Source organism: Luteibacter sp. TLI7-4A, from assembly GCF_056754745.1.
Genome location: NZ_JBPGWO010000001.1, coordinates 3,932,948 through 3,955,696 on the forward strand (window position 1 = coordinate 3,932,948; position 22,749 = coordinate 3,955,696).

Consider the following 22,749-nt stretch of genomic DNA (forward strand, 5'->3'; position numbering starts at 1 on the left):
CGCGCGCAGCATAGCAGCGCGCGCGGAGGAGTGCGGCTGACAAGGGCACGATCGCAAGTTGGGATTGCGTTTTACATCGCTCAGGGCGACAGCGAGATGCTCGCGATTTGTATGAGCCCGCCACGCCATGCGATGCCCTGCAATTCGCATAGGGGGTCGGCGTGGTATTCAATCGTCGTCCACAGGCTGCCGCGCGTGTCGCCGCGGTTGCCCCTTGGGCGCATGAGGTTGATGGCCTGCACCTCGTCGAAACGCCGATGCTCGAGTAGCCCGATATGCACATCTCCCGTGTTACCCACGGTACGCAATGTGCAGCGCACGCGCCCGTACGCATGCCGGAAGATCAGCCGGCAGTCGTTCGAGGAACTACGCCGGCCGGTCAGTACGTTGCCGTCGTCGGATTGCTCGATGATCGCATCGGCCTCGCCCGCGACGATCACGAGCGCGGGCAGCGCGAGCATCCCTCCCGCCCTGACGAGGCCGAGGTGTTCATCGCCGAAGTGCTGCTCGATCGCGCAAGGGCCAAGCACGCCTCCGTTGCCTTCGAGCAACGAACGCAGGCGCGGATCGTCCCATGAGTGGGTCTTCCCGCCTCGCTCCATCCGGCCGGTCGGAACTCCCGGCAACGCATTCCTCGAACCCGTGGATGACACGGGCATGATCCGTAGTGGCAACGTCATGTCGCAACCCTCCCTGGTGAACCACTAGCTAAGCAAGGTACTTGTGCGCGTCGCAATACGCCTTATGGCGTAGGCGTGCGGGAGGACCGGTCAATGACAGGGCCGATTGGGAATGGCCATCGAGGGATTGCATTCGGCGGCTTCGGTATTCTCCAGCCCGACGTAGCGTGGGTCGCGTCTTGCCGAAACGGCTTAGCGATGGCGGCTCCCGCTGCCTCGACGCACACAGACAACCGCGATGGCGAAGCCGAGTAGTATCCGAAGGCTTCCGCGAAGCAAAAAAAACCGCGCCCTCACGGGCGCGGTCGTGGTAGCTGGATTGTCGGCGTTATTCGCCGATCGTCAGCAGGGATGCATTGCCACCCGCGGCGGTGGTGTTGATGGTGAGCGTGCGTTCGCCGGCGAAGCGGAGCAGGTAGTGCGGTCCTCCTGCCTTCGGACCGGTACCCGAGAGACCCTCGCCGCCGAACGGCTGCACGCCGACCACCGCGCCGATCTGGTTGCGGTTGACGTAGCAGTTGCCCACGCGTGCGCGGCTCTGGATGTATTCAATCGTGTCGTCGATGCGGCTGTGGATACCCAGCGTGAGGCCGAAGCCGGTGCCGTTGATCTGCTCGACGACCTTGTCCAGTTCCGAACCCTTCCAGCGGATCACGTGCAGCACGGGACCGAAGATCTCGCGGGTGAGCGTGGCCAGCGACGGAATCTCGTACGCGCGCGGGGCGAAATACGTGCCATGGGCGGCGGATTCCGGCAGTGCGACCTCGGCGATCTTCTTCGCCTCGCGATCCATGCGCGCGGCGTGGTCGACGAGGATCTGGCGAGCGTCCTCGTCGATCACGGGGCCCACGTCGGTCGACAGCAGGCCCGGATCGCCGACCTTCAGTTCGGCCATCGCGCCGGCGAGCATCGCGATCACCTTGTCGGCGATGTCTTCCTGCACGAACAGCACGCGGGCGGCGGAGCAGCGCTGGCCGGCGGACTGGAAGGCCGAGGCGATGACGTCCTTGACGATCTGCTCCGGCAGGGCGGAGGAGTCGGCGATCATGGCGTTCTGGCCGCCCGTCTCGGCGACGAGGGCTGCGATCGGCGCGTTGCGTGCGGCCAACGCGCGGTTGATCGCCCAGGCGGTTTCGGTCGAGCCGGTGAAGGCCACGCCGGCCACTCGCGGGTCGCGGGTGAGCGCGGCGCCGACGGTGGCACCGTCGCCGGGCAGATATTGCAGGACATCCACCGGTACGCCTGCCGCGTGCAGCAACCTCACCGCCGCATAGCCGACCAGCGACGTCTGCTCGGCCGGCTTGGCGATCACCGCGTTGCCCGCGGCCAGCGCGGCGGCCACCTGGCCGAGGAAGATCGCCAGCGGGAAGTTCCACGGGCTGATGCAGACGAACACGCCGCGGCCGTTGAGGAACAACTGGTTGCTTTCGCCGGTGGGGCCCGGCAGTTGTTCGGGCTGGCCGAACAGGCGGCGCGCCATCGTGGCGTAGTAGCGCAGGAAGTCGGCCGCCTCGCGGATCTCGGCGATGGCATCCGGCAGGCTCTTGCCCGCCTCGCGCACGCACAGCGCGATGAACTCGGCGCGATTGTGCTCCAGCTGTTCGGCGGCATGTTCGAGGATGGCGGCGCGGCTCGCGGCCGGAAGGCGGTCCCAGCCCGGCTGCGCCTTCACGGCGGCGGCCAGGGCCTGGTCGACCAGGGCCGGGTCGGCGTTTTCCACGGTGCCGATGATGCGGCGGCGGTCCGACGGGTCGGTGACTTCGACCTTCGCGCCGCCGGTGCCGCCGCCGGCGACCAGCGGTGCCGCGGTCCAGGGGCCGCTGTGCTTGTTGACGGCGTCGGCGAGTTCGTTGAGCTCGTTGTCGTTAGCGAAGTTCATGCCCATGGAGTTCTTCCGAAGTTCACCGTAGAGATTGACCGGCAAGGGGATGCGGGGGTGGGGAATGGAGGCGAAGGCGCGCACCGTTTCGCACGGATCGGCGACGAGGTCGCGCACCGGCACGCTCTCGTCGACCACGCGATTGACGAAGCTGGTGTTCGCGCCGTTCTCGAGCAACCGGCGGACGAGGTAGGGAAGCAGGTCCTCGTGGCTGCCGACCGGCGCGTAGACGCGGCAGGGCACGTTGAGCTTGTCCTTGCCGATCACCTCGGCGTAGAGATCCGCGCCCATGCCGTGCAGGCGCTGGTTCTCGTACGGGCGGCCCTGCGCGATGTGGTGGATCGCGGCGATGGTGTGCGCGTTGTGCGTGGCGAACTGCGGGTACACGGCGTCGCCACCGGCGGCGAACAGGCGCCGCGCGCAGGCGAGATAGGAGACGTCGGTATTCGGCTTGCGCGTGTAGACCGGATAGCCTGAGAGGCCGTTCTCCTGCGCGCGCTTGATCTCCGCGTCCCAGTAGGCGCCCTTCACCAGGCGCACGAACCAGCGGCGGCCGGTGGTGCGGGCCTTCTCGGTGACCCAGTCGATCACGAACGGCGCACGCTTCTGGTAGGCCTGGATGACGATGCCCAGTCCGTTCCAGCCTTCGAGCGACGGATGCTCGAAGACATCGCCGATGATGTCGAGCGAGAGCTCGAGGCGATCGGCTTCCTCGGCATCCACCGATAGGGCGATGCCGTTCTTGAACGCCAGCTGCGAGAGTTCGAGCAGCTTCGCGCCCAGTTCGGCGCGGGCGCGGGCGCGATTGGCGACCTCGTAGCGCGGATGCAGCGCCGAGAGCTTCACCGAGATCGACGGGGCTTCCAGGTTGTTCGGAAACGGGCCGCGTGCGCCGAGCGCGTTGATCGCGTCGCGGTAGTCCTGCTGGTAGCGCTCCGCGGTGGCCTGGGTGAGCGCGGATTCGCCGAGCATGTCGTACGAATAGCGGTAGACCGCGTGCTCCTTCTCGGCGGAACGGTCGAGCGCTTCCTTGATGGTGCGGCCCATCACGAACTGGTGGCCCATGATCCGCATGGCCTGGCGCACGGCCAGGCGCACCACCGGTTCGCCCGCGCGGCCGACGAGGCGGCGCAGCGCGGAACTGAAGTCGTGGCGGGTTTCCTCGGCGAGGTTCACCAGGTGGCCGGTGAGCATCAGGCCCCAGGTGGAGGCATTGACGAACAGCGACTCGCTGCGGCCCAGGTGCTTCTTCCAGTCCGCCTCGCCCAGCTTGTCGCGGATGAGCTTGTCGGCCGTGGCCTTGTCGGGAATGCGCAGCAGCGCCTCGGCGACGCACATCAGCAGCACGCCTTCCTCGGAGGAAAGGTCGTACTGGCGCATGAAGGACTCGACCGCGCTTTGGTCCTTGGCCCGCGCGCGGACGCGCGTGACCAGGCCCGCGGCGACGTCGATCACGTGCTCGCGTTCGGTCGGGGGCAGGGTGGCCTGGGCCAGCAGGTCGTTGACGGCCTCGGTTTCGTCGCGCAGCCAGGCAGCCGTGATGCGCGCACGCGCCGGCTCGGCGCCGGTCGGGAGTTCGGAACGAAGGATGGTGGGATTCACTGGGGGCGATGAGGGCGTGGGAGACCGCCCATTGTAGGGGAGCACGGCCTTTCGTGGGTTATTGCGGAAGCGAGCCCTGGTGGGAAGCGCGCTCGCGCGCGATCGAGCCTTCGGCGAGGCCGGATTCGCGCGCCAGCGCGCTTCCCACCACGAGCTGATCGCGCGCCAGCGCGCTTCCTACCTCGGCTCCCACCGGCTTTGCCGGGCCATTTGTTCCGCTGGCGCCGTGCCCGTCAAGATGCGGCAACTTGTCCGGGGCATCCATACCGCCCTATCATCCCAACGTTCCAGGCACGCCGGGTCCCCATGATCGTGCTTCGACCGACCGTCGCGGGTCAGCCGCGCGTGTTGTGGCTCCGGCCCAACCGTGCGTTGGACAAGCGCGGTCTGCGTCGACTGATCATCGGCCTGGCGGTGTTGGCCCTGGCGACGGCGTCGCTCGGTGCGTGGCAGGGGAATGTATTCGCTCCCGTGTTCGCCCTGGTGGAGGCCTTCGTCGTGGGGTTCGCGCTTGGCGCGGCCTGGCGGGCCGGCGACAGGGGTGAACGTATCGCGATAGGGCCGGATACGCTGGAGGTTCGTGCCGTGCCGGGACACCGGACGGTCCGGTTCCAGACGTACTGGTTGAAGGTAGGGCTGGCACCGGGGGACGGGCGAAAGCGTCTGTTGCTCACGTCGCACGGCAACGAGCTGGAAATCGGCGCCTTCCTTGGGGAAGAGGAAAGGGTCGAAGCGTCAAGGAAACTCATGGTGCTGCTGTCCGAAGTTTCCGGCCAGAGGCGCAGGTAGGTTCAACAAAGGTGCAAGACATGACATCTGGCGGCATCGGACGATCGGTATCGGCGTGGGCGGCGGGCGCCTTCGCGCTGTTCGGAGGGACGGCCTGGGCCAACCCGGAACCGAACCAGCTGAACATGACCAAGGGCGCCGCGGAGTGGTCGCCCTACGCCATGCACATGGTGGCCCTGTGGGTCTGCGTGGTCATCGGCATCGTCGTCTTCGGCGCCATGTTCGTGGCCATGTTCCGCTTCCGTAAGTCGCGCGGCGCCGTGGCCGAGAAGTGGTCGCACAGCACCAAGCTCGAAGTGGTCTGGACCGTCGTCCCGGTCATCATCCTGATCTTCCTGGCCCACCTGGCCACCGGTGGCCTCACCTCGTTCGCCGACACCACGAATTCCGAGATGACCATCAAGGTCACCGGTTACCAGTGGAAGTGGCGCTACGACTACGTGGACTACAAGGGCAAGGGCGTCGACCAGGTCGGCTTCATGTCGAAGCTGGAAGAAACCTCCGACCGTACCCGCCAGCTCAAGTCCAACCTCGATCCGGACAAGATCCAGGTCGACGGCTACCAGACCTACCTGCTGGACGTGGACAAGCCCCTCGTGGTCCCGGTCGGCACCAAGATCCGCTTCATCATCGTCGGCGGCGACGTCATCCACTCCTGGTGGGTGCCGGCGCTGGGCTGGAAGATGGACGCGATCCCGGGCATCGCCAACGCGGCCTGGACCAAGATCAAGGAGCCGGGTGTCTACCGCGGCCAGTGCGCCGAGCTCTGCGGCCAGGACCACGGCTTCATGCCGATCGTGGTCAGGGCCGTACCCAAGGCCGAATTCGAACAGTGGCTGGCGACGCAGGAAGACGAGGCCAAGGTACGCAAGGCCGCGCAGACCGCCCAGAACGCTCCCGCCCCGGCCCCCCAGGGTTAACCCGCTTACGTTTTAAGGTAGAGGTGCAAGGCCATGGCGCACGCAGCCACCCACGACCACCACGATCACCATGGGGCCCCGAAGGGGTTCTTCCAGCGATGGGTGATGTCCACGAACCACAAGGACATCGGTACGCTGTACCTGATCTTCTCGCTGACGATGTTCTTCATCGGCGGCGCTTTCGCGATGGTTATCCGCGCGGAACTGTTCAAGCCGGGCATGCAGCTCGTGCAGCCGTATTTCTTCAATGAAATGACGACGATGCACGCGCTGGTGATGATCTTCGGCGCGATCATGCCCTCGTTCGTGGGCCTGGCGAACTGGATGATCCCGCTCATGGTCGGCGCGCCCGACATGGCGCTGCCGCGCATGAACAACCTGTCCTTCTGGATCATGCCGTTCGCGTTCATCCTGTTGCTGTCGACGCTGTTCATGCCGGGCGGCGGTCCCGCCGGCGGCTGGACGATGTATCCGCCGCTGTCGTTGCAGGGTGAGTCCATCGCGTACACGATCTTCGCCGTCCATCTCATGGGCATCAGCTCGATCATGGGTGCGATCAACATCATCGCGACCATCCTCAACATGCGCGCCCCGGGCATGGACCTGCTGAAGATGCCCGTGTTCGTGTGGAGCTGGCTCATCACGGCATTCCTGCTGATCGCGGTGATGCCGGTGCTGGCGGGCGCGGTCACGATGTTGCTGACCGACAAGTATTTCCACACCAACTTCTTCAATGCCGCCGGTGGCGGCGATCCGGTGCTGTTCCAGCACATCTTCTGGTTCTTCGGGCATCCCGAGGTCTACATCATGATCCTGCCCGCGTTCGGGATCATCTCGGAGATCATTCCCACCTTCGCCCGCAAGCCGATCTTCGGTTATCGCGCGATGGTGTTCGCCATCGCCTCCATCGCCTTCCTCTCGTTCATCGTCTGGGCGCACCACATGTTCGCCGTGGGCCTGCCGATGGGCGCGGAGATCTTCTTCATGTACGCGACGATGCTGATCGCGGTGCCGACGGGCGTGAAGGTCTTCAACTGGGTCTCCACGATGTGGGGCGGCTCGATGACCTTCGAGACGCCGATGCTGTTCTCGATCGCCTTCGTGATCCTGTTCACCATCGGCGGTTTCTCGGGCCTCATGCTCGCCCTCGCTCCTGCGGACTTCCAGTACCACGACACCTACTTCGTCGTGGCGCACTTCCACTACGTGCTGGTGACCGGCGCCGCGTTCTCGATCATGGCCGCCGCGTACTACTGGATTCCGAAGTGGTCGGGCAACATGTACAGCGAGACCTGGGGCAAGATCCACTTCTGGTCGAGCGTGATCTCGGTCAACGTGCTGTTCTTCCCGCAGCACTTCCTCGGCCTCGCCGGCATGCCTCGCCGCATTCCCGACTACAACGTGGCCTTCGCCAACTTCAACATGATCAGCTCGATCGGCGGCTTCTGGTTCGGCGCCTCGCAGCTGATCTTCCTGGGCGTGATCATCCACTGCGTGTTCTTCTCCAAGAAGAAGGCCGCCGATCGCTCGTGGGAAGGCGCCAAGGGCCTGGAGTGGACCGTGCCTTCGCCGGCACCGTTCCATACCTTCGACGTGCCGCCGGTCATCCACGACGACGAGCTCGCCCACGGCAACACGGAACACTGATCGATGCAGGACACCACGGACATCGAGATCGGGGCGCGCCGCAAGCGCGCCCGTCGCACGGCACTCATCGCGGGCGGTTTCGCCGTGGCGGTGTTCCTGCTCTCGATCGTGCAGATGCTGAAGGTCTGACCGGCTAAAACAAGCGACATCCACGGGAAACCACCATGGGTCACCAGCAACAAGACGTCTATTTCGTACCGAGCAAGAGCTACTGGCCGATCGTGGCAGCGGTTTCCATGTTCGTCACCGTGTTCGGTGCCGCGCATTGGCTGAACGCGCAGCCCGGCGAGGGCGGCTTCGGCAAGCCGCTGTTCTGGGTCGGCATCGCCATGATCCTGGGCATGTTCTTCGGCTGGTTCCGTTCGGTGATCAACGAATCGCTGGCCGGCAACTACAACGGCCAGGTGGACCGCTCGTTCCGCATGGGCATGATGTGGTTCATCTTCTCGGAAGTGATGTTCTTCGGTGCTTTCTTCGGCGCGCTGTTCTACGCGCGCCTCTTCGCAGTGCCCTGGCTGGGCGGCGAAGGCCACGGCGTGTTCACCCACCAGTTCATCTGGCAGGGCTATGAAGCCGCGTGGGGCGCCAGCGGTGGCGGTGGCCCGGAGAAGATCGGCGGCTCGTTCCAGACCATCCCGGCGTGGGGCCTGCCCCTGCTCAACACGCTGATCCTGTTGTCGTCCGGCGTGACCATCACCATCGCGCACCACGCGCTGAAGGCGGGCCACCGCAAGACGTTGCTGATCGGCCTCGGCGCCACCGTGCTGCTGGGCTGCCTGTTCCTCTGGTTCCAGGCCCACGAATACGCGGAAGCCTACGAACACTTCAACCTCACCCTCGGCAGCGGCGTCTACGGCGCCACGTTCTTCATGCTCACCGGGTTCCACGGCATGCACGTGACCCTGGGCACGATCATGCTGGCGATCATCTGGGTGCGCTGCGCGAAGGGTCACTTCTCCAAGGACGACCACTTCGGCTTCGAAGCGGTCGCATGGTACTGGCATTTCGTCGACGTGGTCTGGCTGGCGCTGTTCCTCTTCGTCTACGTGCTCTGACCGGCGCTCACCGAAGAAACAGGCGATAGGCGGGATTGGCGGTTTCCTCGCGGTACGGGTAGCCGAGCCGGTCGAGGAAACGCGTCAGCGCGGCATCGTCCGCGCCGGCCTGGATGCCCACCAGGGTGGAGCTGCAATCGGCGCCCTGGTTCCGGTAGTGGAACAGGCTGATGTTCCACTCCGGCGACATCGAGCGGAGAAAGCGCATCAGCGCGCCGGGGCGCTCGGGGAATTCGAAGCGGAATAACCGCTCGCCCTGCGCATCCGTCGAGCGGCCGCCGACCATGTGGCGGATGTGCTGGGTCGCGAGTTCGTCGCCCCCCAGGTTGACGACGGAGAAACCGGCGGCCTCGAAGGTCGCGGCCAGGGGCGCCTCCTCGGCCCTGTCGTCGATCTGCAAGCCCACGAAGATCCGTGCCTTGTCGTCCGTTCCCAGGCGATAGTTGAACTCGGTGACGTTGCGCTCGCCCACCAGTTCGCAGAAGTGCAGGAAGCTGCCACGCTCCTCGGGAATGCTGACGGCGAAGATCGCCTCGCGCGACTCGCCCACCGCGGCGCGTTCGGCGATGAAGCGTATGCGATCGATGTTGAGGTTGGCGCCCGAGGTGATCGCCACCAGCGTGAGTCGCCGCGCCCCGGCTTGCGAGGCGTATCGGCGCGCTCCGGCCACGGCCAGGGCGCCCGCCGGTTCGACGAAGCGCCGCGTGTCCTTGTAGATGTCCTTGATGGCCAGGCAGACCTCGTCGGTATCGACGAGGATCACCTCGTCCAGGTAATCCCTGCATAACCGGAACGTTTCCTCGCCGACCAGCTTCACGGCCGTCCCATCGGAAAACAGCCCGACCTCCGGCAGTTCGACGCGATGGCCCGCCTCGATCGACCGCGCCATCGCGCAGGAATCGTGGGTCTGTACGCCGACGACCCTGATGTCCGGTCGCACGGCCTTCACGTAAGCGGCGACGCCGGCGGCGAGGCTGCCACCGCCGATGGGCACGAAGATGGCGTCGATGTGTCCCTGGTGCTGGCCGAGGATCTCCATGGCCACGGTGCCTTGCCCGGCGATCACATCCGGATCGTCGAAGGCGGGAATGAAGGTCATGCCCCTGTCGCGCTGGAGCGCCAGCGCGTGCACGAACGCTTCGTTGTACGACTCGCCAGCCTCCACGACTTCGACCGTCGGGCCACCGAAGCGGCGCGTGGCGTCCACCTTGACGCGTGGGGCCGTCTGCGGCACGACGATGACCGCGGGCGCGCCGAGCTGTGCCGCCGACCAGGCGACGCCTTGCGCGTGATTCCCCGCCGAAGCGGTGATGATCCCTCGTGCCAGCACGTCGGCGGGAAGGCCGCTGATCCGGTTGTACGCGCCGCGCAGCTTGAACGACGACACCGGCTGGGTGTCTTCGCGCTTGAGCAGGATGTCGTGGCCCAGTTGCTCGGATAGCACGGTGGCGTGCTGCAGTTCCGTACGCCGCGCGACGTCGTAGACACGTGCATTGAGGATGCGGCGGAGGTAGTCGGCGGCGTCTGGGGCGGGGGCTTGCATCGAAACATGTCTCCGGTCGGGCGGTGGGCCGGAGGCGGTTATGAAAAACCCGCCTCTGGGGGCGGGTTGTCGGTCACCTTGCGCGCGTGATTCAACCCACCATCGATGCGATGGCGATGCTAATCAGCGTAATGAGGTCGGACGGACGGTTCATGGGTCGATCCTCGCCCGGTGGTGGCTTGGTGTCAACCGCTCGTGGTTCTCGGCTTCGCCATCGTGGTGGCTTTGGCGCCTCGGGGCGGGGGAGTCGTCGCATGCCGTTCTCTTCGCTAAGTCCTCGTCCGGCCTTCGCCTCCCTGCGGAATCGCTCTGAGAACGGCACCCGACGACTCCCCTTCGGGCCGTGCCGCGGATCGTGGGTGAGCGTGGCAACTACCCTCGCGGGCCGTTGGGAATGATCCCGACATCGGGCTAATTCCTTGAAGTGAGGATTTTCTCGCTTTGCCGCATTCGTCCAACCGATGCGCGTGCCATTCGAGAGTCGGCGAATTGGATTTATGCGCAACGCAAGTCATTGCACTCGTTGCAGTTGCCGTTAACGCGCACTGTTTTCGTGTCGGCTTGTCACGAGGCCCACTGTTCCGTCACTAGTCTTGCTCCCGCCGATAATTTCGTACGGCAAGTGCAATCGCGCCATCGCCTCATGAGTGGCACGGTCATCGATAGGTGGCCGCGGAGCGTCATATCAAGGAGAAAGTGAATGATCGATCGATTCGGGCGGCCTGGCCGATCCAGCACGTTTGCGATAATCGCAATAACCGCAAACATTGTCGCCAACATGGCAGCTGCACCAATGGCGTTTGCCGTTCCGACCATAAGCACCGTCCCAAGCGAGTTGCCTGCACCATCTTCATTGACGCTGGCCCAGCGTGATGAAATCGAGGAGGTGCTCACTGGCATGGCACAGGACATCGTCTCGAATCAGGAGCGAATGGATGGGCAAGGCATCATTTCCAGCCCGACGGTGCGCTTCAGTGAGGATGGAAAGTCGCTTATCGTTGACTTGGGTAAGGGATACGTTCCGAAGATCAATGGGGGTGAACTCGAGGATCATTTGCGTGAGATCGAGATGCCGCTGACTTTCCACATGGAAAAGATCTTCCCTGTGTATAAGGTCGAGTTCCTATTTGGCGACAAGGATATTTACCATTATTTCCCCGAGGATTGGCGCCCCGCGCCGACTCAGTTGCAGTTAAATCTGCGGTCGAATCAGGGCCATTCTCGCGCAGGTCTGGATGGCTAACCCGGTTAAATCGATCTCATGCTAGGTTCGGGCCTCCTTGAAAAGGGGAGGCCCCGCATGAAGATGTCTCGCCTGGTCGCGCTCGCGGTGTTCGCGTGTGCCGCCACCGCGCCGCTGCACGCCACCGATGCGCCCGTTGTCAGCGGGCAAGCCCGCTTCACGGTGCTCACGCCACGCGTTATCCGCATGGAGTATTCGCCGAACGCGCGGTTCGAGGATGCGCCGTCGCTGGTTTTCGCCACGCGCGGCAGCGCGCCGGACGTGAAGGCCAGGGTCGATCATGAAAAGGGTTGGCTGGTCATTCGCACGGACGTGCTCACGCTGCGCTACAAGGAAGGCTCGGGCGCCTTCACGGCCGATAACCTCGGTATCGCGTCGAAGACGACGAAGCCGGCCATCGACTGGCACCCCGGATTGAAGGAAACCGCCAACCTCGGCGGCACCGCGCGCACACTCGACCAGGTGGACGGCGAGCGCCACGCTTCGGACAACTCGTTGCTCGACCTGGGCGATGGCCTGATCTCGCGCGATGGCTGGCATCTCGTCGACGATACCGGCAGCTTCGTGCTGGGCAAAGAGAAACTGCCCTGGGTGCATCGACGCGCCTGCCAGGACTGCATCGACTACACCTTCTTCGGTTACGGCCACGATTACATCGCGGCGCTGGGTGACTTCGCCCTCGTCGCGGGGCGCGAGCCGCTGCCGCCACGCTATGCCTTCGGTTACTGGTGGTCGCGCTACTGGAACTACAGCGACGACGAACTGCGCGATCTCGTCGCCCACTTCAACCGTTATGGCATTCCGCTCGACGTCCTCGTGATCGACATGGACTGGCATCGTACCGACGGTCTTTCGTGGGTGCATCCGAAGAAGGACATCAACGGCCAGAGCATGGGTTGGACGGGCTATACGTGGAACCGCAGCCTGTTCCCCGAACCCGGTCGCCTGCTTCGCTGGCTTGGCGAGCAGGGGCTGAAGACGACGCTGAACCTGCATCCGGCGTCCGGCATCCTGCCCCACGAAGACGCCTATAAGGATTTCATGGCGGCGTTGAAGGCCGACCCGGCGAAGCCGCTGCCGTTCGAGGCGGCCGATGCGACGTACATGGCGGCGTACTTCAGCACGGTGCTCGATCCGCTGCACGCCTTGGGTGTGAGCTTCTGGTGGCTGGACTGGCAGCAGTGGAAGGAATCGAAGGCGATGCCGGGCCTGTCCAACACGTGGTGGCTCAATCATGTGTTCTTCACCCACATGCAGGAGCAGGGCGACAAGCGCGCCTTGATCTACCATCGCTGGGGTGGTCTCGGTAACCATCGTTACCAGGTGGGCTTCTCGGGCGATTCGATCATCTCGTGGGGCTCGCTGGCGTTCCAGCCGCGCTTCACGGCCACCGCATCGAACGTGCTGTACGGCTACTGGAGCCACGACCTCGGTGGTCATACCTTCCGCGACGAAAGCGATCCGGCCACGCGGCGGATCGACCCGGAGTTGTACATCCGCTGGATGCAGTTCGGCGCATGGAGTCCGATCATGCGCACGCATACCACCAAGAATCCCGATCTCACGAAGGAGCCATGGCGCTTCGCGCCGACGGAGTTCGATGCGCTTCGCGATACCGTGCTTACACGCTACACGTTCCTGCCTTACACCTACACCATGGGCCGCAAGGCGTACGACACGGGCATATCGCTGGTGCGCCCGATGTACTACGCGTGGCCGGACAATGGCGAGGCCTATAAGGCGAGCGGCGAGTACATGTTCGGTGACGACCTGCTGGTCTCGCCGGTGACCGCGGCCGGCGATGTCGACGGCTTCACCACGCACGATACGTGGCTGCCGGCGGGGAACTGGTTCGACACCGTCGATGGCAGCGTCGTGAAGGGCGGCCGCACGTTCGGCGGCCGCTATCGTCTGGACGAGGTGCCGGTGTTCGCGCGCGCGGGCGCCATCGTCCCGACCAACACCGATCCGACGGTGAGCGTGGCCCACGACCGCGGCGCGCGTACCTTGCGTGTCTACCCGGGTGGCAACGGCAAGGCGGAACTATACGAGGACGCGGGTGACGACGAGGCCTACCGTGGCAATGCGTTCGCACGCACGGCGCTCTCGTCCGAGTGGTCGAAGCACGCCCTTCGCGTGAAGATCGCACCCCGTGCCGGTAGCTATGCGGGCATGCCCATGTCGCGCCAGTGGTCCGTGGACGTGGTGGGCTCGGCGATGCCGGCGAGTGTCACGGTGGATGGCGTGGCGCTCAGCCGCTCCGACGACGCGAAGCCCGGTACCTGGCGCCTCACCGGCGAGGATCTCACGCTGCACGTGACCCTGCCCGAGCACGGTTACGACAAGGCGCAGCTGGTCGAAGTGACGTGGCCCGCGAACGCACCCGACGTCAATGGCTTGATAGGCCAGATGCGTGACGTGCGCAAGGCGGTGGCGTGGCTGAAAGCGCATTGGCAGGACGTGAACGGCGTACCCGATGACGTCTCGCTCGCCGCACAAGCCGACCTCCTGATCGACTACCACCCGGAGCGCTTCGCCGAGGAAGTCGCCGCGTTCCGCAAGCGCTACGCGCAACTGGACAAGGCGCTGGAACAGGGTGGCGTGCCGGCCGACATGCGTGCGACGTTCAAGGCCCGACTGGGCACGGATCGCTGATCCGGCGGCGCGGTGCGGCACCGATTGCCGCACCGCGCCTTGGTCTTGCTGGCACAAGCGCTAGAATTGCCCGACCCCATGGGGGTGCAGCCAGCCCATGAAGATGCCCAGCGCCACCATGGCGATGAGCAGCAACGACAGGCCGATGCGGCGGGTGAGGGCCCAGACGGTGCGTTTGCTCTGTCCCTTGTCGGTCATCATGAAGAACAGGGCCTGCCCGAGGTTGAACAGCACCACCAGCAGCAGGATCACCAGCGCGTATTTGTAGATGGTTTCCACGTGACCGTTCCGCCCCATTTCGACAATCCGAGTATAGCGGTCACCACGCAGGGTCTTGCATGACCTTCCTGCGCCGTCCGACGTGGTTCGCTGTCGCACTCACCGTGGCTGGCGTGCTGGTTTTCGTGCGCCTGGGCGTCTGGCAACTGGATCGCGCGGACGAGAAGGACGAGCTCCTGCGGCGGTTCGCCGCATCGGCCGGGGCCGAGGTCGAGGACTTCGGCGCGGTGGCCGAGGTTCCGCCCGACGACCGCTACCCGCGAGTCGACGTGCGCGGCGCCTTCGTGCCCGGCCATTACTACCTGCTCGACGACCAGACCCATGGGGGCAAGGTGGGGGTGCATGTGTACGCGCCGTTCGCCCCGTTCGGCAAGGACCCCTACCTGCTGATCGACCTCGGGTTCCTGCCCAAGGAGTCCGGTGCGAACCCCCGCCTGCCGCCCCTGCCGGCGGGACAGACGAGCGTCCGCGGGCTATACGTGCCGCCGCCTGGCGTGGGCATCCGCATGGGCGGCGACCGCCTGCCCTTGCAGCGGGGCGCCGAGAAGACGGTCGTCTACATGGACCTGAAGGAAATCGGCGCCGACCTGGGCCGCTCGCTGTATCCTCGCGTGCTCCTGCTGGACGCCGATCCGGCGAGCATCTACACGCGCGACTGGACGCCGGGTTTCATGCCCCCGGCACGCCATCGTGCCTACGCATTCCAGTGGTTCACCTTCGCCTTCGCGGCGCTGGTGATCTTCGTCCTCCTGCACCGCAAGCGACGCTGAGTAGCGGCCCGAGAGCTCATGACCGATCCGACCGTCCGAACCACGACACCCCGCAGCGGCCGCCTCAAGCTGGTCCTGATCATGCTGGTCTTCCTCGCGCCGATCGTCGCCGCCGGGTTGCTCACCCTTTCCGGCTGGCAACCCCAGGGCAAGGGCAACGGGCAGCCGATCGTGCCGCAGCGCAGCCTCGCCGGCGTACGCGTGGAGGTCGATGGCCAGCCCTGGGCGTGGCGTGACGTCGAACCGCGCCTCACCCTGGTGGCACTGCCGGGCCCGGGTTGCGCGGTGCGTTGCGTGCACACCCTCGGCCTCATGCGCAATGCGCGGATCGTGCTCAACCGCAACGCCGACCGGCTGCGCCTGCTTTACCTGGGTGGCGCGCCGACGGCGGCCGGGGCGGATGCGGTGATGGCCGCCTATAAGGTCGGCAGCGATCCCACGGACGCTTTCGGCGAGTTCCGCCCCACTGAACCGGACAGCGTGGCCGCCGTGCTGGTCGAGTCCAACGCGACGGCGTTGTCGTATTACCCGGCGGGTTTCGACCCGAACGGGCTGCGCAAGGACCTGCAGAAGGTGATCCGCTGATGTCGCCGCGTTCCGTGAAGGTCCTGAGGACGCTCGCGCTGCTCGCGGCGCTGTTCGCTTTTGGCGTGGTGATGTTCGGTGCCTTCGTGCGCCTGTCGAACGCGGGGCTCTCCTGCCCCGATTGGCCGACCTGCTACGGCAAGGCCACCTGGCCGGGCCATGCGCAGGACATCGCGCAGGCGAACGAGGCCTTTCCCGATCGCCCCTACGAGACGCACAAGGCGTGGCGTGAACAGGTGCATCGTTTCCTTGCCGGCAGCCTGGGTGTGATGGTGCTGGCGATCGCGCTGATCGCCGCATGGCGCCGTCGCTTCGCCGTGCTGTCGGTCGCCCTCGCGGCGGTGTTCGCCGCGGTGGGCGTGGTCATGTACATGCGTGGCGAGCACGTGGTCTCGTCCTGCCTGTCGGCGCTAGCGATCGCCTTGCCGTTGATCGCCGCCGCGACGCTCGACCGCCCTGGCGCGTGGAAGGCCGGCGTGGCGGCGCTGGCCGTCATCATCTTCCAGGCCATGCTCGGCATGTGGACGGTGACCCTGCTGTTGAAGCCCATCGTGGTGATGGGCCATCTCCTCGGCGGCCTGGCGACGTTCGCCTTGCTGGCCTGGGTGGCGCTGCGCTGGTGGCGTGTCGGCACGCCGGACGACCGCTTCGCCGCCTTGCGTGCGCCGGTCGCGATCGGCATCGTCGTGCTGGTGTGCCAGATCGCCCTCGGCGGCTGGACCAGTTCGAACTACGCCGCGCTCGCGTGCGGCACCGACTTTCCCAAGTGCCTTGGCCAATGGTGGCCGGAGACCGATTTCCCGCAGGCCTTCGTGCTCTGGCGCGGCATCGGTGTCAACTACGAAGGCGGCGTGCTCGACATGGCCGCGCGCAGTGCGATCCAACTCGCCCATCGCATCGGCGCCCTGGTGACCTTCTGCTACCTCGGCTGGTTGTCCCACCGGCTGGCGAGGGCCGGGCTGCGCAAGGCGGGTATCGCCGTCGCCGTGGTACTGGTGGCCCAGGTGCTGCTCGGCATCGGCAACGTGCACCTCGGGCTGCCGCTACCGGTGGCCACGGCGCACAATGGTGTCGCCGCGCTGTTGTTGTTCACCCTGCTGGTGGCGCTTGCCAGCACGCAGCGCCTGTCCGTGCCGGAGTCCCCTTGAGCATCCTCGGTCAATACCTCGAACTGACCAAGCCGCGCGTCGTCGCGTTGCTGGTCTTCTGCGCCATCATCGGCATGTTCCTCGCCGTGGATGCGAACGGGCAGCGCATGTTGCCCGGCTGGCACGCCGTGGTCTTCGGCACGCTCGGCATCTGGCTGGCCTCCGCCTCGGCGGCGGCGTTCAACCACCTGATCGACCAGCGCATCGACAAGCTGATGACGCGCACGTCGCATCGCCCGTTGGCCACGGGCCAGCTCACGCCGATGCAGGTCTTCGTGTTCGCGATGAGCCTGGGCATCGTCTCGATGCTGGTCCTCGTGTTCCTGGTGAACATGCTCACGGCGGTACTCACCTTCTTCTCGCTGATCGGCTATGCGGTGATCTACACCGCCTACCTGAAGCGTGCGACGCCGCAGAACATCGTCATCGGCGGCATCGCCGGCGCGGCACCGCCGATGCTCGGCTGGACCGCCGTCACCGGTTCGCTGCATCCGTATGCGTTGCAGTTGCTGCTCATCATCTTCGTCTGGACGCCGCCCCATTTCTGGGCGCTGGCGATCTTCCGCGTCGAGGATTATTCACGCGCGCAGGTGCCGATGCTGCCGGTGACCCACGGTGTCACCTACACGCGCTGGCACATCCTGTTCTATACGATCCTGCTCTTCGTGGTGACCCTCCTGCCGTTCTTCACCGGCATGAGCGGGTTGATCTACCTGTTCGGCGCGGTGGTGCTCGGTGCGGGTTTCCTCTGGTACGCGGTGCGCATGCTGAACCCGCCGGACGACCTCTTCGCCATGAAGATGTTCAACTATTCCATCGTCTACCTGATGGTGTTGTTCGCCTTCCTGCTGGCCGACCACTGGCTGGTCGACCCGGTCATCCAGACCGGTTTCCGCTTCGAACCGGTGGCCTGATCGGCGGAAGGCGCGAAAGCCGCTTCACGGTGGAAGCCGCTTCAGGTGGGAGCCGACCCTGTCGGCGATCCCGCGGCAGCGGGCCAGGTTACGGCAAGCACCCATCGCCGACAGGGTCGGCTCCCACCACCTGAAGTCACCTTCGCAAGGCCATACTAGAGCGCTGTGTGCAACCAGCTTGCCACGTCGGCAGGGCGTTCGAGATGCAGGTGGTGGCCGCCATCCATGTGGGTGACCTCGATGTCCGCCACGCAGTCGATGCGCACCTGCATCGCCTCGGGTTCGAGATAGGGCGCATTCGGGCGGGCGAGCAACAGTGACGTCGGCGCCGCGAGACCCAGCAGCAAGGCCATGACCTGCGTCTCCGCCAGGCGGATCGGCGTGGGCCGGGACAGGCGCGGGTCGCTGCGCCAGCTGTAACCGCCTTCGACCTCCCGAAGTCCGCGTTCGACGATGTGCCGTGCGAGGGACGCGTCGAGTCCACTCGCCAGGGCGCGGGCACGCGCGGCGTCGTCGATGGAAGGAAACACGCGCAGCGGACGGCTGCCTTCGGCCTTCACCGCCATCGCTTCGCGGAAGCGGTCGAGCGTGCGCGAACCATCGTCGCCCAGCGGCCCCAGGCCTTCGATGAGGGCGAGCCCGCGGATGCGTTCCGGTGCCGCGATAGCCACCAGGGTCGCCACGCCGGCACCGAGCGAATGCCCGAGCAGGTGGAAGCGGGGCAGGGCGAGGGCATCGATGGCGGCCAGTACGGCGCGGGCGTAATCGACGTGCTGGTAGATCATGTTTTCGGGAAAATGCCGCGAGCCACCGTGCCCGGGCAGGTCGAGCGCGATCACATGGAAGCGCTCCGCCAGGTGCGGGGCCAGCAACGCGAAGCTGGCGGCGTTGTCGAGCCAGCCATGCAGCATCACCAGCGGCTGCGCATCCGGCTCGCCCCAGCTCAGGGCGGCCAGTTCCAGCCCCGGTATCGACACCTTCAGCTCACGCATCGCCATCGATCCGGCGGGCACGTTCCCGGGCGGCGGCCAGGTGCGCCACGGCGGCCGCGCCATCGTAGCCGGGCGAGAACTCGGGCCAGCCCTGGCCATGCCGAAGGACAAGGCCGGTCAAGGCCTGCACGTGTGCCGGCGTGGCATTGAGACAGGGGATATAGCTCAGCGTGTCGCCGCCGGCCTCGCGGAAGAAATCCGCGTTCTGCATGGCGATTTCCTCGAGTGTCTCCAGGCAATCCACGGCGAAGCCGGGGCTGACCACGTCGATCCGCTTGATGCCGCGCGCGCCGAGGGCCTTGACCGTCTCATCCGTGTAGGGATGCAGCCAGCGCTCGCGCCCCACCCGCGACTGGAAGCTGATCGGCGCCTCGTCCTCGGAAAGGCCCAGGGCTTCGCGAAGCAGGCGCGCCGTCGCGTGGCACTGGCAGAAGTACGGGTCCCCGGCGCGCAGGTACCGCTCGGGAATGCCGTGGAAACTCATCACCAGCTTCTCGCCCCGGCCGTTGGCGGCCCAGTGCGCGCGGACGCTATCGGCCAGCGCGGCGATGTAGGTGGCCTCGCCGTGGTAGTCGTTGACCTGGCGAAGTTCCGGAGGCCAGCGCAGTCCCTTTACGGTGTCGGCGACCGCGTCGAACACGCTTCCCGTGGACGTGGCCGAGTACTGCGGATACAGCGGAAGCACCAGCAGGCGGCGGACGCCCTCGCGCTGCAAGGCGGCGATGGTGCTCGCGACGTCGGGCTTGCCGTAGCGCATCGCCAGCGCCACCCGGACGGGGCCAGGGGCGCGTTCGGACAATTCGGCCTGGAGCGCGGCGGCGAGGGCCTCGCTGCCCACGCGCAGGGGCGAACCTTCCGCCGTCCAGATGCGTGCGTAAGCGTGCGCCGAACGCTTGGGCCGCACACGCAGGATCACGCCATGCAGGATCGCCAGCCAAAGCAATCGCGGATACTCGATGACGCGCGGATCGCCAAGGAACTGGGCGAGGTAGGGGCGGACGGCGGCTGCCGTGGGCGCGTCAGGTGTACCGAGATTAACCAGCAGCACCGCCGCCTGGGGCAGGGTGTCGTGGGAATGGCCGGCAAGGCCGGTATAGTTTGGCGTACCTGGCATCGGCGTCCGGCGCTCGCGGGGATCGCCGCAGTCTGCCATACGGCGGCGCGGCGGGGCTTGCTCGCATTGCCGCAGCCGATGCCTTCCCGCGCCAGAAAGGAGCCACCCGATGTCCCCACGCCTGTCCCGTCTGCTCGCCCTCGGACTTCTCACCCTGCTCCCGTCCATGGCGGCGCAGGCGGCGGACCCGCCGCGTACCCAGGCCAGGGAAGCGGTGCGGGTGCTCTCGGAGATGATCGACGACGCTCCTGACAAGTCCCTGCCGGCCGACCTTCTGAAGAACGCGCGCGCCATCGCCGTGATCCCCGGCATGGTCAAGGGCGGTTTCGTCTTTTCCGGCGCCAAGGGCGAGGGCCTGATCTCGATCAAGACCCGGGACGGCACCTGGTCGAACCCGAATTTCATCTCCACCGCCGCCGCCGGGGTGGGCTTCCAGGCGGGCATCCAGTCCACCGACGTGATCCTCGTCTTCCGCACCGACCGTGGCGTGGACAGCATCATCGACGGCAAATTCACGATGGGCGCCAACGCGTCGGCCGCGGCCGGCCCGGTGGGCCGCTCGGCCACGGCGGCCACCGATGGCCAGATGAAGGCCGAGATCTACACGTATTCCCGTGCCAAGGGCCTCTTCGCCGGCATCGCGCTGGACGGCGCCCGGATCAGCATCGACGACGACTCAAACGAGGAAATCTACGGCCCCGGGATCACCGCCCGCCGCATTTTTGAAGGCGGTGTGACGAATGTTCCAAGCGAGGTGGTGGAATTCAGGGATAAACTGGAGGAGTACACTAACCGCTGATCGTCCACCGGCGCCCCCCCTGGGCGCCGGCCCGTCCCACCGGCGCCGATGAGGGCGCCCTCGAGGTTTCCATGAGCATTACCCATATCGTCCTCCTGCTGCTCGTCGTCGTGCTGATCTTCGGTACGAAGAAGCTCCGCAATATCGGCTCGGACCTGGGCGGCGCCATGCGCGACTTCAAGAAGGGCCTGGATGGCGACGAAGAGGCCAAGGCGGCCCGCGAGCGCGAGGAAAAGCTGCGCGCCGATCCGCCGGCGTCGACCCAGGTGCCGCCGGTCCACAGCGAGACGAGCGAGCCGCGCGACCGCGGTCAGTGATCCTGGCGCCGCCATGATCGACATCAGTCTAGGCAAGCTGCTGCTTCTCGCGGTGGTCGCCCTCATCGTCCTCGGCCCTGAACGCCTGCCCCATGCGGCCCGCACCGCCGGCGCCCTGTTGCGCCGCATGCGCAACGGCTGGGACAGCGTGCGCGCCGAGGTCGAACGGGAAATCCAGGCCGAGGAGATCAAGCGCACCTTGCGCGAGACCGCCGACAACGCCCGCGCGGCGCATGACAGCGTGCGCCAGGACATCCACGCCGCCAGCGCCGAGATCCGCGGCACCGGCGAGCGCGTGCGTGACACCTTCACGGAAACACAGACGGCGCGTGCCGCGGCCGGCGAACCCGACCCCGCGGTCGACATGCTTCCATTGAAGCGCGACGAGCCGGCACCGTCCGGGAACGAGCAGCATGACCGCACGTGAGCCCGATCCGTCGCCCGACGACGTGGTCGAAGAGGGCCTGTTCTCCCACCTGATGGAACTGCGCACGCGGTTGCTGAAGGCGATCGTCGTGCTGCTGCTGGTTTTGCTGGCCCTCGTGCCGGTGGCGAACCATCTGTATGCGGAGCTGGCCAAGCCCCTGGTCGAGCGCATGCCGCAAGGCGCGCACCTGATCGCCACCGAAGTGGCCAGTCCGTTCGTCACGCCGCTGAAGCTCGCCTTTTTCGTGGCGCTGTTCATCAGCATGCCGATGATCCTCTACCAGCTGTGGTCCTTCGTCAGTCCGGGCCTGTATCGGCACGAGAAGCGCCTGGCCCGGCCGTTGCTGGTCGCCTCGCTGGTGCTGTTCTACTCCGGCTGCGCATTCGCGTATTTCGTGGTGTTGCCGGCGGCGTTCAAGTTCCTCAACGCGGTCACGCCCGAAGGCGTCGCGATGATGACGGACATCACGCATTACCTCGATTTCGTGATGCTGATGTTCTTCGCCTTCGGCCTCTGCTTCGAAGTGCCCGTGGCCGTGGTGATCCTCGCCGCGATCGGCGTCGTCGACGCCGAGAAGCTCAGCAAGGGGCGCGGCTACGCCATCGTGGGTGCGTTCGCCATCGCGGCGTTCATCACGCCGCCCGACCTGCTGTCGATGGTGATGCTCGCCGTTCCCATGTGCCTGCTCTACGAACTGGGCTTGCTGGCGGTGCGCTTCCTCCTCAAGCCACCCGTCCAGGACTGACGCCATGGGCGCCTCGATCGGCTGGCTCGCGGTCAAGGGCAAGGGCGGTGACGAGGTTCGCGCGGCGCTCGACCTCGTGCCGAATGGCCAGACGGCGGCCCAGCCACGACGCGGATTCTCCATCGCGCTGCCGAACGGCTGGTTCGTCGTGGTCACCCGCTTCGCCGCGCCGCTGATCGCCGAGGACGACATGCGCCGGTTGTCGCGCGGCTGCGTGCTGGTCACCTGCGAATACGACGACGACGTGATGGTGAGTTCCGCCACCTGCTACATCAACGGTATCCGCAGCTGGCGTGCCGAACACGATGGGCAACAGGACGACACGCGCGACCTCTCCACGAGCGGTAGCCTTCCGGCGGCGTTCGACGCTATCCATGCGCGCATCGAAGGCCTGCAGGACGCGGCCGACGCGGAAGGCGACGACGTGGACCACTACTATTCCCTGCCGATCGAGCTTGCGCAGAGCGTCACCACCTTCCACGCCGACCTGCCCGCGTCGGCTTATGGAGCGACGGCGTGCGAAGGCTGGGTCGTGGCCGAGGCCACGGCCACCGCGCCCGCCGACCCCGATCTCCCACGCAAGGTGCGCAAGGCGGTGGCGAAGGCCTCGCGGCCGTGGTGGAAGTTCTGGTGAATCGAGGTGTCC

At 66.1% G+C, this 22,749-nt stretch carries 23 protein-coding genes; 16 read left to right on the forward strand and 7 right to left on the reverse strand.

The features are described from left to right. Positions 1-80: 80 nt before the first annotated feature. The 3 genes from ACR9Y6_RS17215 to ACR9Y6_RS17225 form a co-directional block, all read right to left on the reverse strand. Positions 81-680, reverse strand: coding sequence for a hypothetical protein (locus tag ACR9Y6_RS17215; RefSeq protein ID WP_481282391.1), 600 nt, complete (start codon positions 678-680; stop codon positions 81-83). A gap of 328 nt (positions 681-1,008) precedes the next feature. After that, complete coding sequence (gene putA / locus ACR9Y6_RS17220; RefSeq protein ID WP_481282392.1) at positions 1,009-4,161, reverse strand: bifunctional proline dehydrogenase/L-glutamate gamma-semialdehyde dehydrogenase PutA; 3,153 nt, start codon at positions 4,159-4,161, stop codon at positions 1,009-1,011. Between the two features lie 58 nt (positions 4,162-4,219). Then, entirely contained in the window at positions 4,220-4,426 is a 207-nt protein-coding gene (locus tag ACR9Y6_RS17225) for a hypothetical protein (RefSeq protein ID WP_481282393.1), read from the reverse strand. A 41-nt stretch (positions 4,427-4,467) separates the two neighbouring features. On the opposite strand from ACR9Y6_RS17225, the gene ACR9Y6_RS17230 reads away from it, so the two are divergent. The 5 genes from ACR9Y6_RS17230 to ACR9Y6_RS17250 are packed head-to-tail and all read left to right on the forward strand — an operon-like array spanning position 4,468 to position 8,572. After that, positions 4,468-4,950 (forward strand): DUF2244 domain-containing protein, encoded by a 483-nt coding sequence (locus tag ACR9Y6_RS17230; RefSeq protein WP_481282394.1) that lies wholly within the window; start codon positions 4,468-4,470, stop codon positions 4,948-4,950. 20 nt (positions 4,951-4,970) lie between these two features. Then, the gene (coxB, locus tag ACR9Y6_RS17235; RefSeq protein ID WP_481282395.1) at positions 4,971-5,870 is read left to right on the forward strand and encodes a cytochrome c oxidase subunit II; all 900 of its coding nucleotides are present in this window, start codon (positions 4,971-4,973) and stop codon (positions 5,868-5,870) included. 33 nt (positions 5,871-5,903) lie between these two features. After that, positions 5,904-7,517, forward strand: coding sequence for a cytochrome c oxidase subunit I (ctaD, locus tag ACR9Y6_RS17240; protein ID WP_481282396.1), 1,614 nt, complete (start codon positions 5,904-5,906; stop codon positions 7,515-7,517). A 3-nt stretch (positions 7,518-7,520) separates the two neighbouring features. Beyond that, the gene (locus ACR9Y6_RS17245) at positions 7,521-7,646 is read left to right on the forward strand and encodes a hypothetical protein (protein WP_481282397.1); all 126 of its coding nucleotides are present in this window, start codon (positions 7,521-7,523) and stop codon (positions 7,644-7,646) included. Positions 7,647-7,681: 35 nt separating this feature from the next. Continuing rightward, entirely contained in the window at positions 7,682-8,572 is an 891-nt protein-coding gene (locus ACR9Y6_RS17250; protein ID WP_481282398.1) for a cytochrome c oxidase subunit 3, read from the forward strand. Positions 8,573-8,579: 7 nt separating this feature from the next. Here ACR9Y6_RS17250 and ilvA read toward each other — a convergent pair whose 3' ends face one another. Next, a complete protein-coding gene (ilvA, locus tag ACR9Y6_RS17255; protein WP_481282399.1) occupies positions 8,580-10,115 on the reverse strand; it encodes a threonine ammonia-lyase, biosynthetic in 1,536 nt (511 codons plus the stop codon). A 700-nt stretch (positions 10,116-10,815) separates the two neighbouring features. Here ilvA and ACR9Y6_RS17260 point away from each other — a divergent pair. Beyond that, a complete protein-coding gene (locus ACR9Y6_RS17260; RefSeq protein WP_481282400.1) occupies positions 10,816-11,358 on the forward strand; it encodes a hypothetical protein in 543 nt (180 codons plus the stop codon). A gap of 57 nt (positions 11,359-11,415) precedes the next feature. Next, positions 11,416-14,013, forward strand: a complete 2,598-nt coding sequence (locus tag ACR9Y6_RS17265; RefSeq protein WP_481282401.1) for a glycoside hydrolase family 31 protein — start codon at positions 11,416-11,418, stop codon at positions 14,011-14,013. Between the two features lie 60 nt (positions 14,014-14,073). Here the strand turns inward: ACR9Y6_RS17265 and ACR9Y6_RS17270 are convergent, their stop codons facing one another. Beyond that, positions 14,074-14,310, reverse strand: coding sequence for a twin transmembrane helix small protein (locus tag ACR9Y6_RS17270; RefSeq protein WP_072322441.1), 237 nt, complete (start codon positions 14,308-14,310; stop codon positions 14,074-14,076). Positions 14,311-14,351: 41 nt separating this feature from the next. Between ACR9Y6_RS17270 and ACR9Y6_RS17275 the strand changes: the two genes are divergently transcribed. From ACR9Y6_RS17275 to cyoE, 4 genes are read left to right on the forward strand one after another with little or no spacing between them, the layout of a single operon-like run. Next, complete coding sequence (locus ACR9Y6_RS17275) at positions 14,352-15,062, forward strand: SURF1 family protein (protein WP_481282402.1); 711 nt, start codon at positions 14,352-14,354, stop codon at positions 15,060-15,062. An 18-nt stretch (positions 15,063-15,080) separates the two neighbouring features. After that, positions 15,081-15,647 carry a hypothetical protein gene (locus ACR9Y6_RS17280; RefSeq protein ID WP_481282403.1) on the forward strand — a complete coding sequence of 189 codons (567 nt, stop codon included), beginning with the start codon at positions 15,081-15,083 and terminating at the stop codon, positions 15,645-15,647. Continuing rightward, the gene (locus ACR9Y6_RS17285) at positions 15,647-16,795 is read left to right on the forward strand and encodes a COX15/CtaA family protein (protein ID WP_481282404.1); all 1,149 of its coding nucleotides are present in this window, start codon (positions 15,647-15,649) and stop codon (positions 16,793-16,795) included. Before ACR9Y6_RS17280 ends, ACR9Y6_RS17285 begins: the two co-directional genes overlap by 1 nt. After that, a complete protein-coding gene (gene cyoE / locus ACR9Y6_RS17290; RefSeq protein ID WP_426285778.1) occupies positions 16,792-17,709 on the forward strand; it encodes a heme o synthase in 918 nt (305 codons plus the stop codon). The genes ACR9Y6_RS17285 and cyoE overlap by 4 nt, the downstream gene beginning before the upstream one ends. A 155-nt stretch (positions 17,710-17,864) precedes the next feature. Here cyoE and ACR9Y6_RS17295 read toward each other — a convergent pair whose 3' ends face one another. Then, positions 17,865-18,701, reverse strand: coding sequence for an alpha/beta fold hydrolase (locus ACR9Y6_RS17295; protein WP_481282405.1), 837 nt, complete (start codon positions 18,699-18,701; stop codon positions 17,865-17,867). Continuing rightward, positions 18,694-19,815 carry a ferrochelatase gene (hemH, locus tag ACR9Y6_RS17300; RefSeq protein WP_481282406.1) on the reverse strand — a complete coding sequence of 374 codons (1,122 nt, stop codon included), beginning with the start codon at positions 19,813-19,815 and terminating at the stop codon, positions 18,694-18,696. The genes ACR9Y6_RS17295 and hemH overlap by 8 nt, the downstream gene beginning before the upstream one ends. A 166-nt stretch (positions 19,816-19,981) precedes the next feature. Between hemH and ACR9Y6_RS17305 the strand changes: the two genes are divergently transcribed. The 5 genes from ACR9Y6_RS17305 to ACR9Y6_RS17325 all read left to right on the forward strand — a co-directional run bounded on the left by ACR9Y6_RS17305 (position 19,982) and on the right by ACR9Y6_RS17325 (position 22,737). Then, entirely contained in the window at positions 19,982-20,614 is a 633-nt protein-coding gene (locus ACR9Y6_RS17305; protein WP_448098976.1) for a lipid-binding SYLF domain-containing protein, read from the forward strand. Between the two features lie 71 nt (positions 20,615-20,685). Beyond that, positions 20,686-20,931, forward strand: coding sequence for a twin-arginine translocase TatA/TatE family subunit (gene tatA / locus ACR9Y6_RS17310; protein ID WP_426285775.1), 246 nt, complete (start codon positions 20,686-20,688; stop codon positions 20,929-20,931). Positions 20,932-20,944: 13 nt separating this feature from the next. Continuing rightward, positions 20,945-21,358 (forward strand): Sec-independent protein translocase protein TatB, encoded by a 414-nt coding sequence (gene tatB / locus ACR9Y6_RS17315; RefSeq protein WP_426285774.1) that lies wholly within the window; start codon positions 20,945-20,947, stop codon positions 21,356-21,358. After that, positions 21,345-22,103 (forward strand): twin-arginine translocase subunit TatC, encoded by a 759-nt coding sequence (gene tatC / locus ACR9Y6_RS17320; RefSeq protein ID WP_371022462.1) that lies wholly within the window; start codon positions 21,345-21,347, stop codon positions 22,101-22,103. Before tatB ends, tatC begins: the two co-directional genes overlap by 14 nt. A gap of 4 nt (positions 22,104-22,107) precedes the next feature. Then, positions 22,108-22,737: a hypothetical protein gene (locus ACR9Y6_RS17325; protein ID WP_481282407.1), complete on the forward strand. Its 630-nt coding sequence runs from the start codon at positions 22,108-22,110 to the stop codon at positions 22,735-22,737. Positions 22,738-22,749: the final 12 nt, after the last annotated feature.

Excerpts from the sequence above, each read along its gene's own strand:
- ACR9Y6_RS17215 (WP_481282391.1), bottom strand. The coding sequence starts at position 680 with ATGACGTTGCCACTACGGATCATGCCCGTGTCATCCACGGGTTCGAGG.
- ACR9Y6_RS17225 (WP_481282393.1), bottom strand. The coding sequence starts at position 4,426 with ATGGATGCCCCGGACAAGTTGCCGCATCTTGACGGGCACGGCGCCAGC.
- ACR9Y6_RS17230 (WP_481282394.1), top strand. The coding sequence starts at position 4,468 with ATGATCGTGCTTCGACCGACCGTCGCGGGTCAGCCGCGCGTGTTGTGG.
- coxB (WP_481282395.1), top strand. The coding sequence starts at position 4,971 with ATGACATCTGGCGGCATCGGACGATCGGTATCGGCGTGGGCGGCGGGC.
- ctaD (WP_481282396.1), top strand. The coding sequence starts at position 5,904 with ATGGCGCACGCAGCCACCCACGACCACCACGATCACCATGGGGCCCCG.
- ACR9Y6_RS17245 (WP_481282397.1), top strand. The coding sequence starts at position 7,521 with ATGCAGGACACCACGGACATCGAGATCGGGGCGCGCCGCAAGCGCGCC.
- ACR9Y6_RS17250 (WP_481282398.1), top strand. The coding sequence starts at position 7,682 with ATGGGTCACCAGCAACAAGACGTCTATTTCGTACCGAGCAAGAGCTAC.
- ilvA (WP_481282399.1), bottom strand. The coding sequence starts at position 10,115 with ATGCAAGCCCCCGCCCCAGACGCCGCCGACTACCTCCGCCGCATCCTC.
- ACR9Y6_RS17260 (WP_481282400.1), top strand. The coding sequence starts at position 10,816 with ATGATCGATCGATTCGGGCGGCCTGGCCGATCCAGCACGTTTGCGATA.
- ACR9Y6_RS17265 (WP_481282401.1), top strand. The coding sequence starts at position 11,416 with ATGAAGATGTCTCGCCTGGTCGCGCTCGCGGTGTTCGCGTGTGCCGCC.
- ACR9Y6_RS17270 (WP_072322441.1), bottom strand. The coding sequence starts at position 14,310 with ATGGGGCGGAACGGTCACGTGGAAACCATCTACAAATACGCGCTGGTG.
- ACR9Y6_RS17275 (WP_481282402.1), top strand. The coding sequence starts at position 14,352 with ATGACCTTCCTGCGCCGTCCGACGTGGTTCGCTGTCGCACTCACCGTG.
- ACR9Y6_RS17280 (WP_481282403.1), top strand. The coding sequence starts at position 15,081 with ATGACCGATCCGACCGTCCGAACCACGACACCCCGCAGCGGCCGCCTC.
- ACR9Y6_RS17285 (WP_481282404.1), top strand. The coding sequence starts at position 15,647 with ATGTCGCCGCGTTCCGTGAAGGTCCTGAGGACGCTCGCGCTGCTCGCG.
- ACR9Y6_RS17295 (WP_481282405.1), bottom strand. The coding sequence starts at position 18,701 with ATGCGTGAGCTGAAGGTGTCGATACCGGGGCTGGAACTGGCCGCCCTG.
- hemH (WP_481282406.1), bottom strand. The coding sequence starts at position 19,815 with ATGCCAGGTACGCCAAACTATACCGGCCTTGCCGGCCATTCCCACGAC.
- ACR9Y6_RS17305 (WP_448098976.1), top strand. The coding sequence starts at position 19,982 with ATGGCGGCGCAGGCGGCGGACCCGCCGCGTACCCAGGCCAGGGAAGCG.
- tatA (WP_426285775.1), top strand. The coding sequence starts at position 20,686 with ATGAGCATTACCCATATCGTCCTCCTGCTGCTCGTCGTCGTGCTGATC.
- tatB (WP_426285774.1), top strand. The coding sequence starts at position 20,945 with ATGATCGACATCAGTCTAGGCAAGCTGCTGCTTCTCGCGGTGGTCGCC.
- tatC (WP_371022462.1), top strand. The coding sequence starts at position 21,345 with ATGACCGCACGTGAGCCCGATCCGTCGCCCGACGACGTGGTCGAAGAG.
- ACR9Y6_RS17325 (WP_481282407.1), top strand. The coding sequence starts at position 22,108 with ATGGGCGCCTCGATCGGCTGGCTCGCGGTCAAGGGCAAGGGCGGTGAC.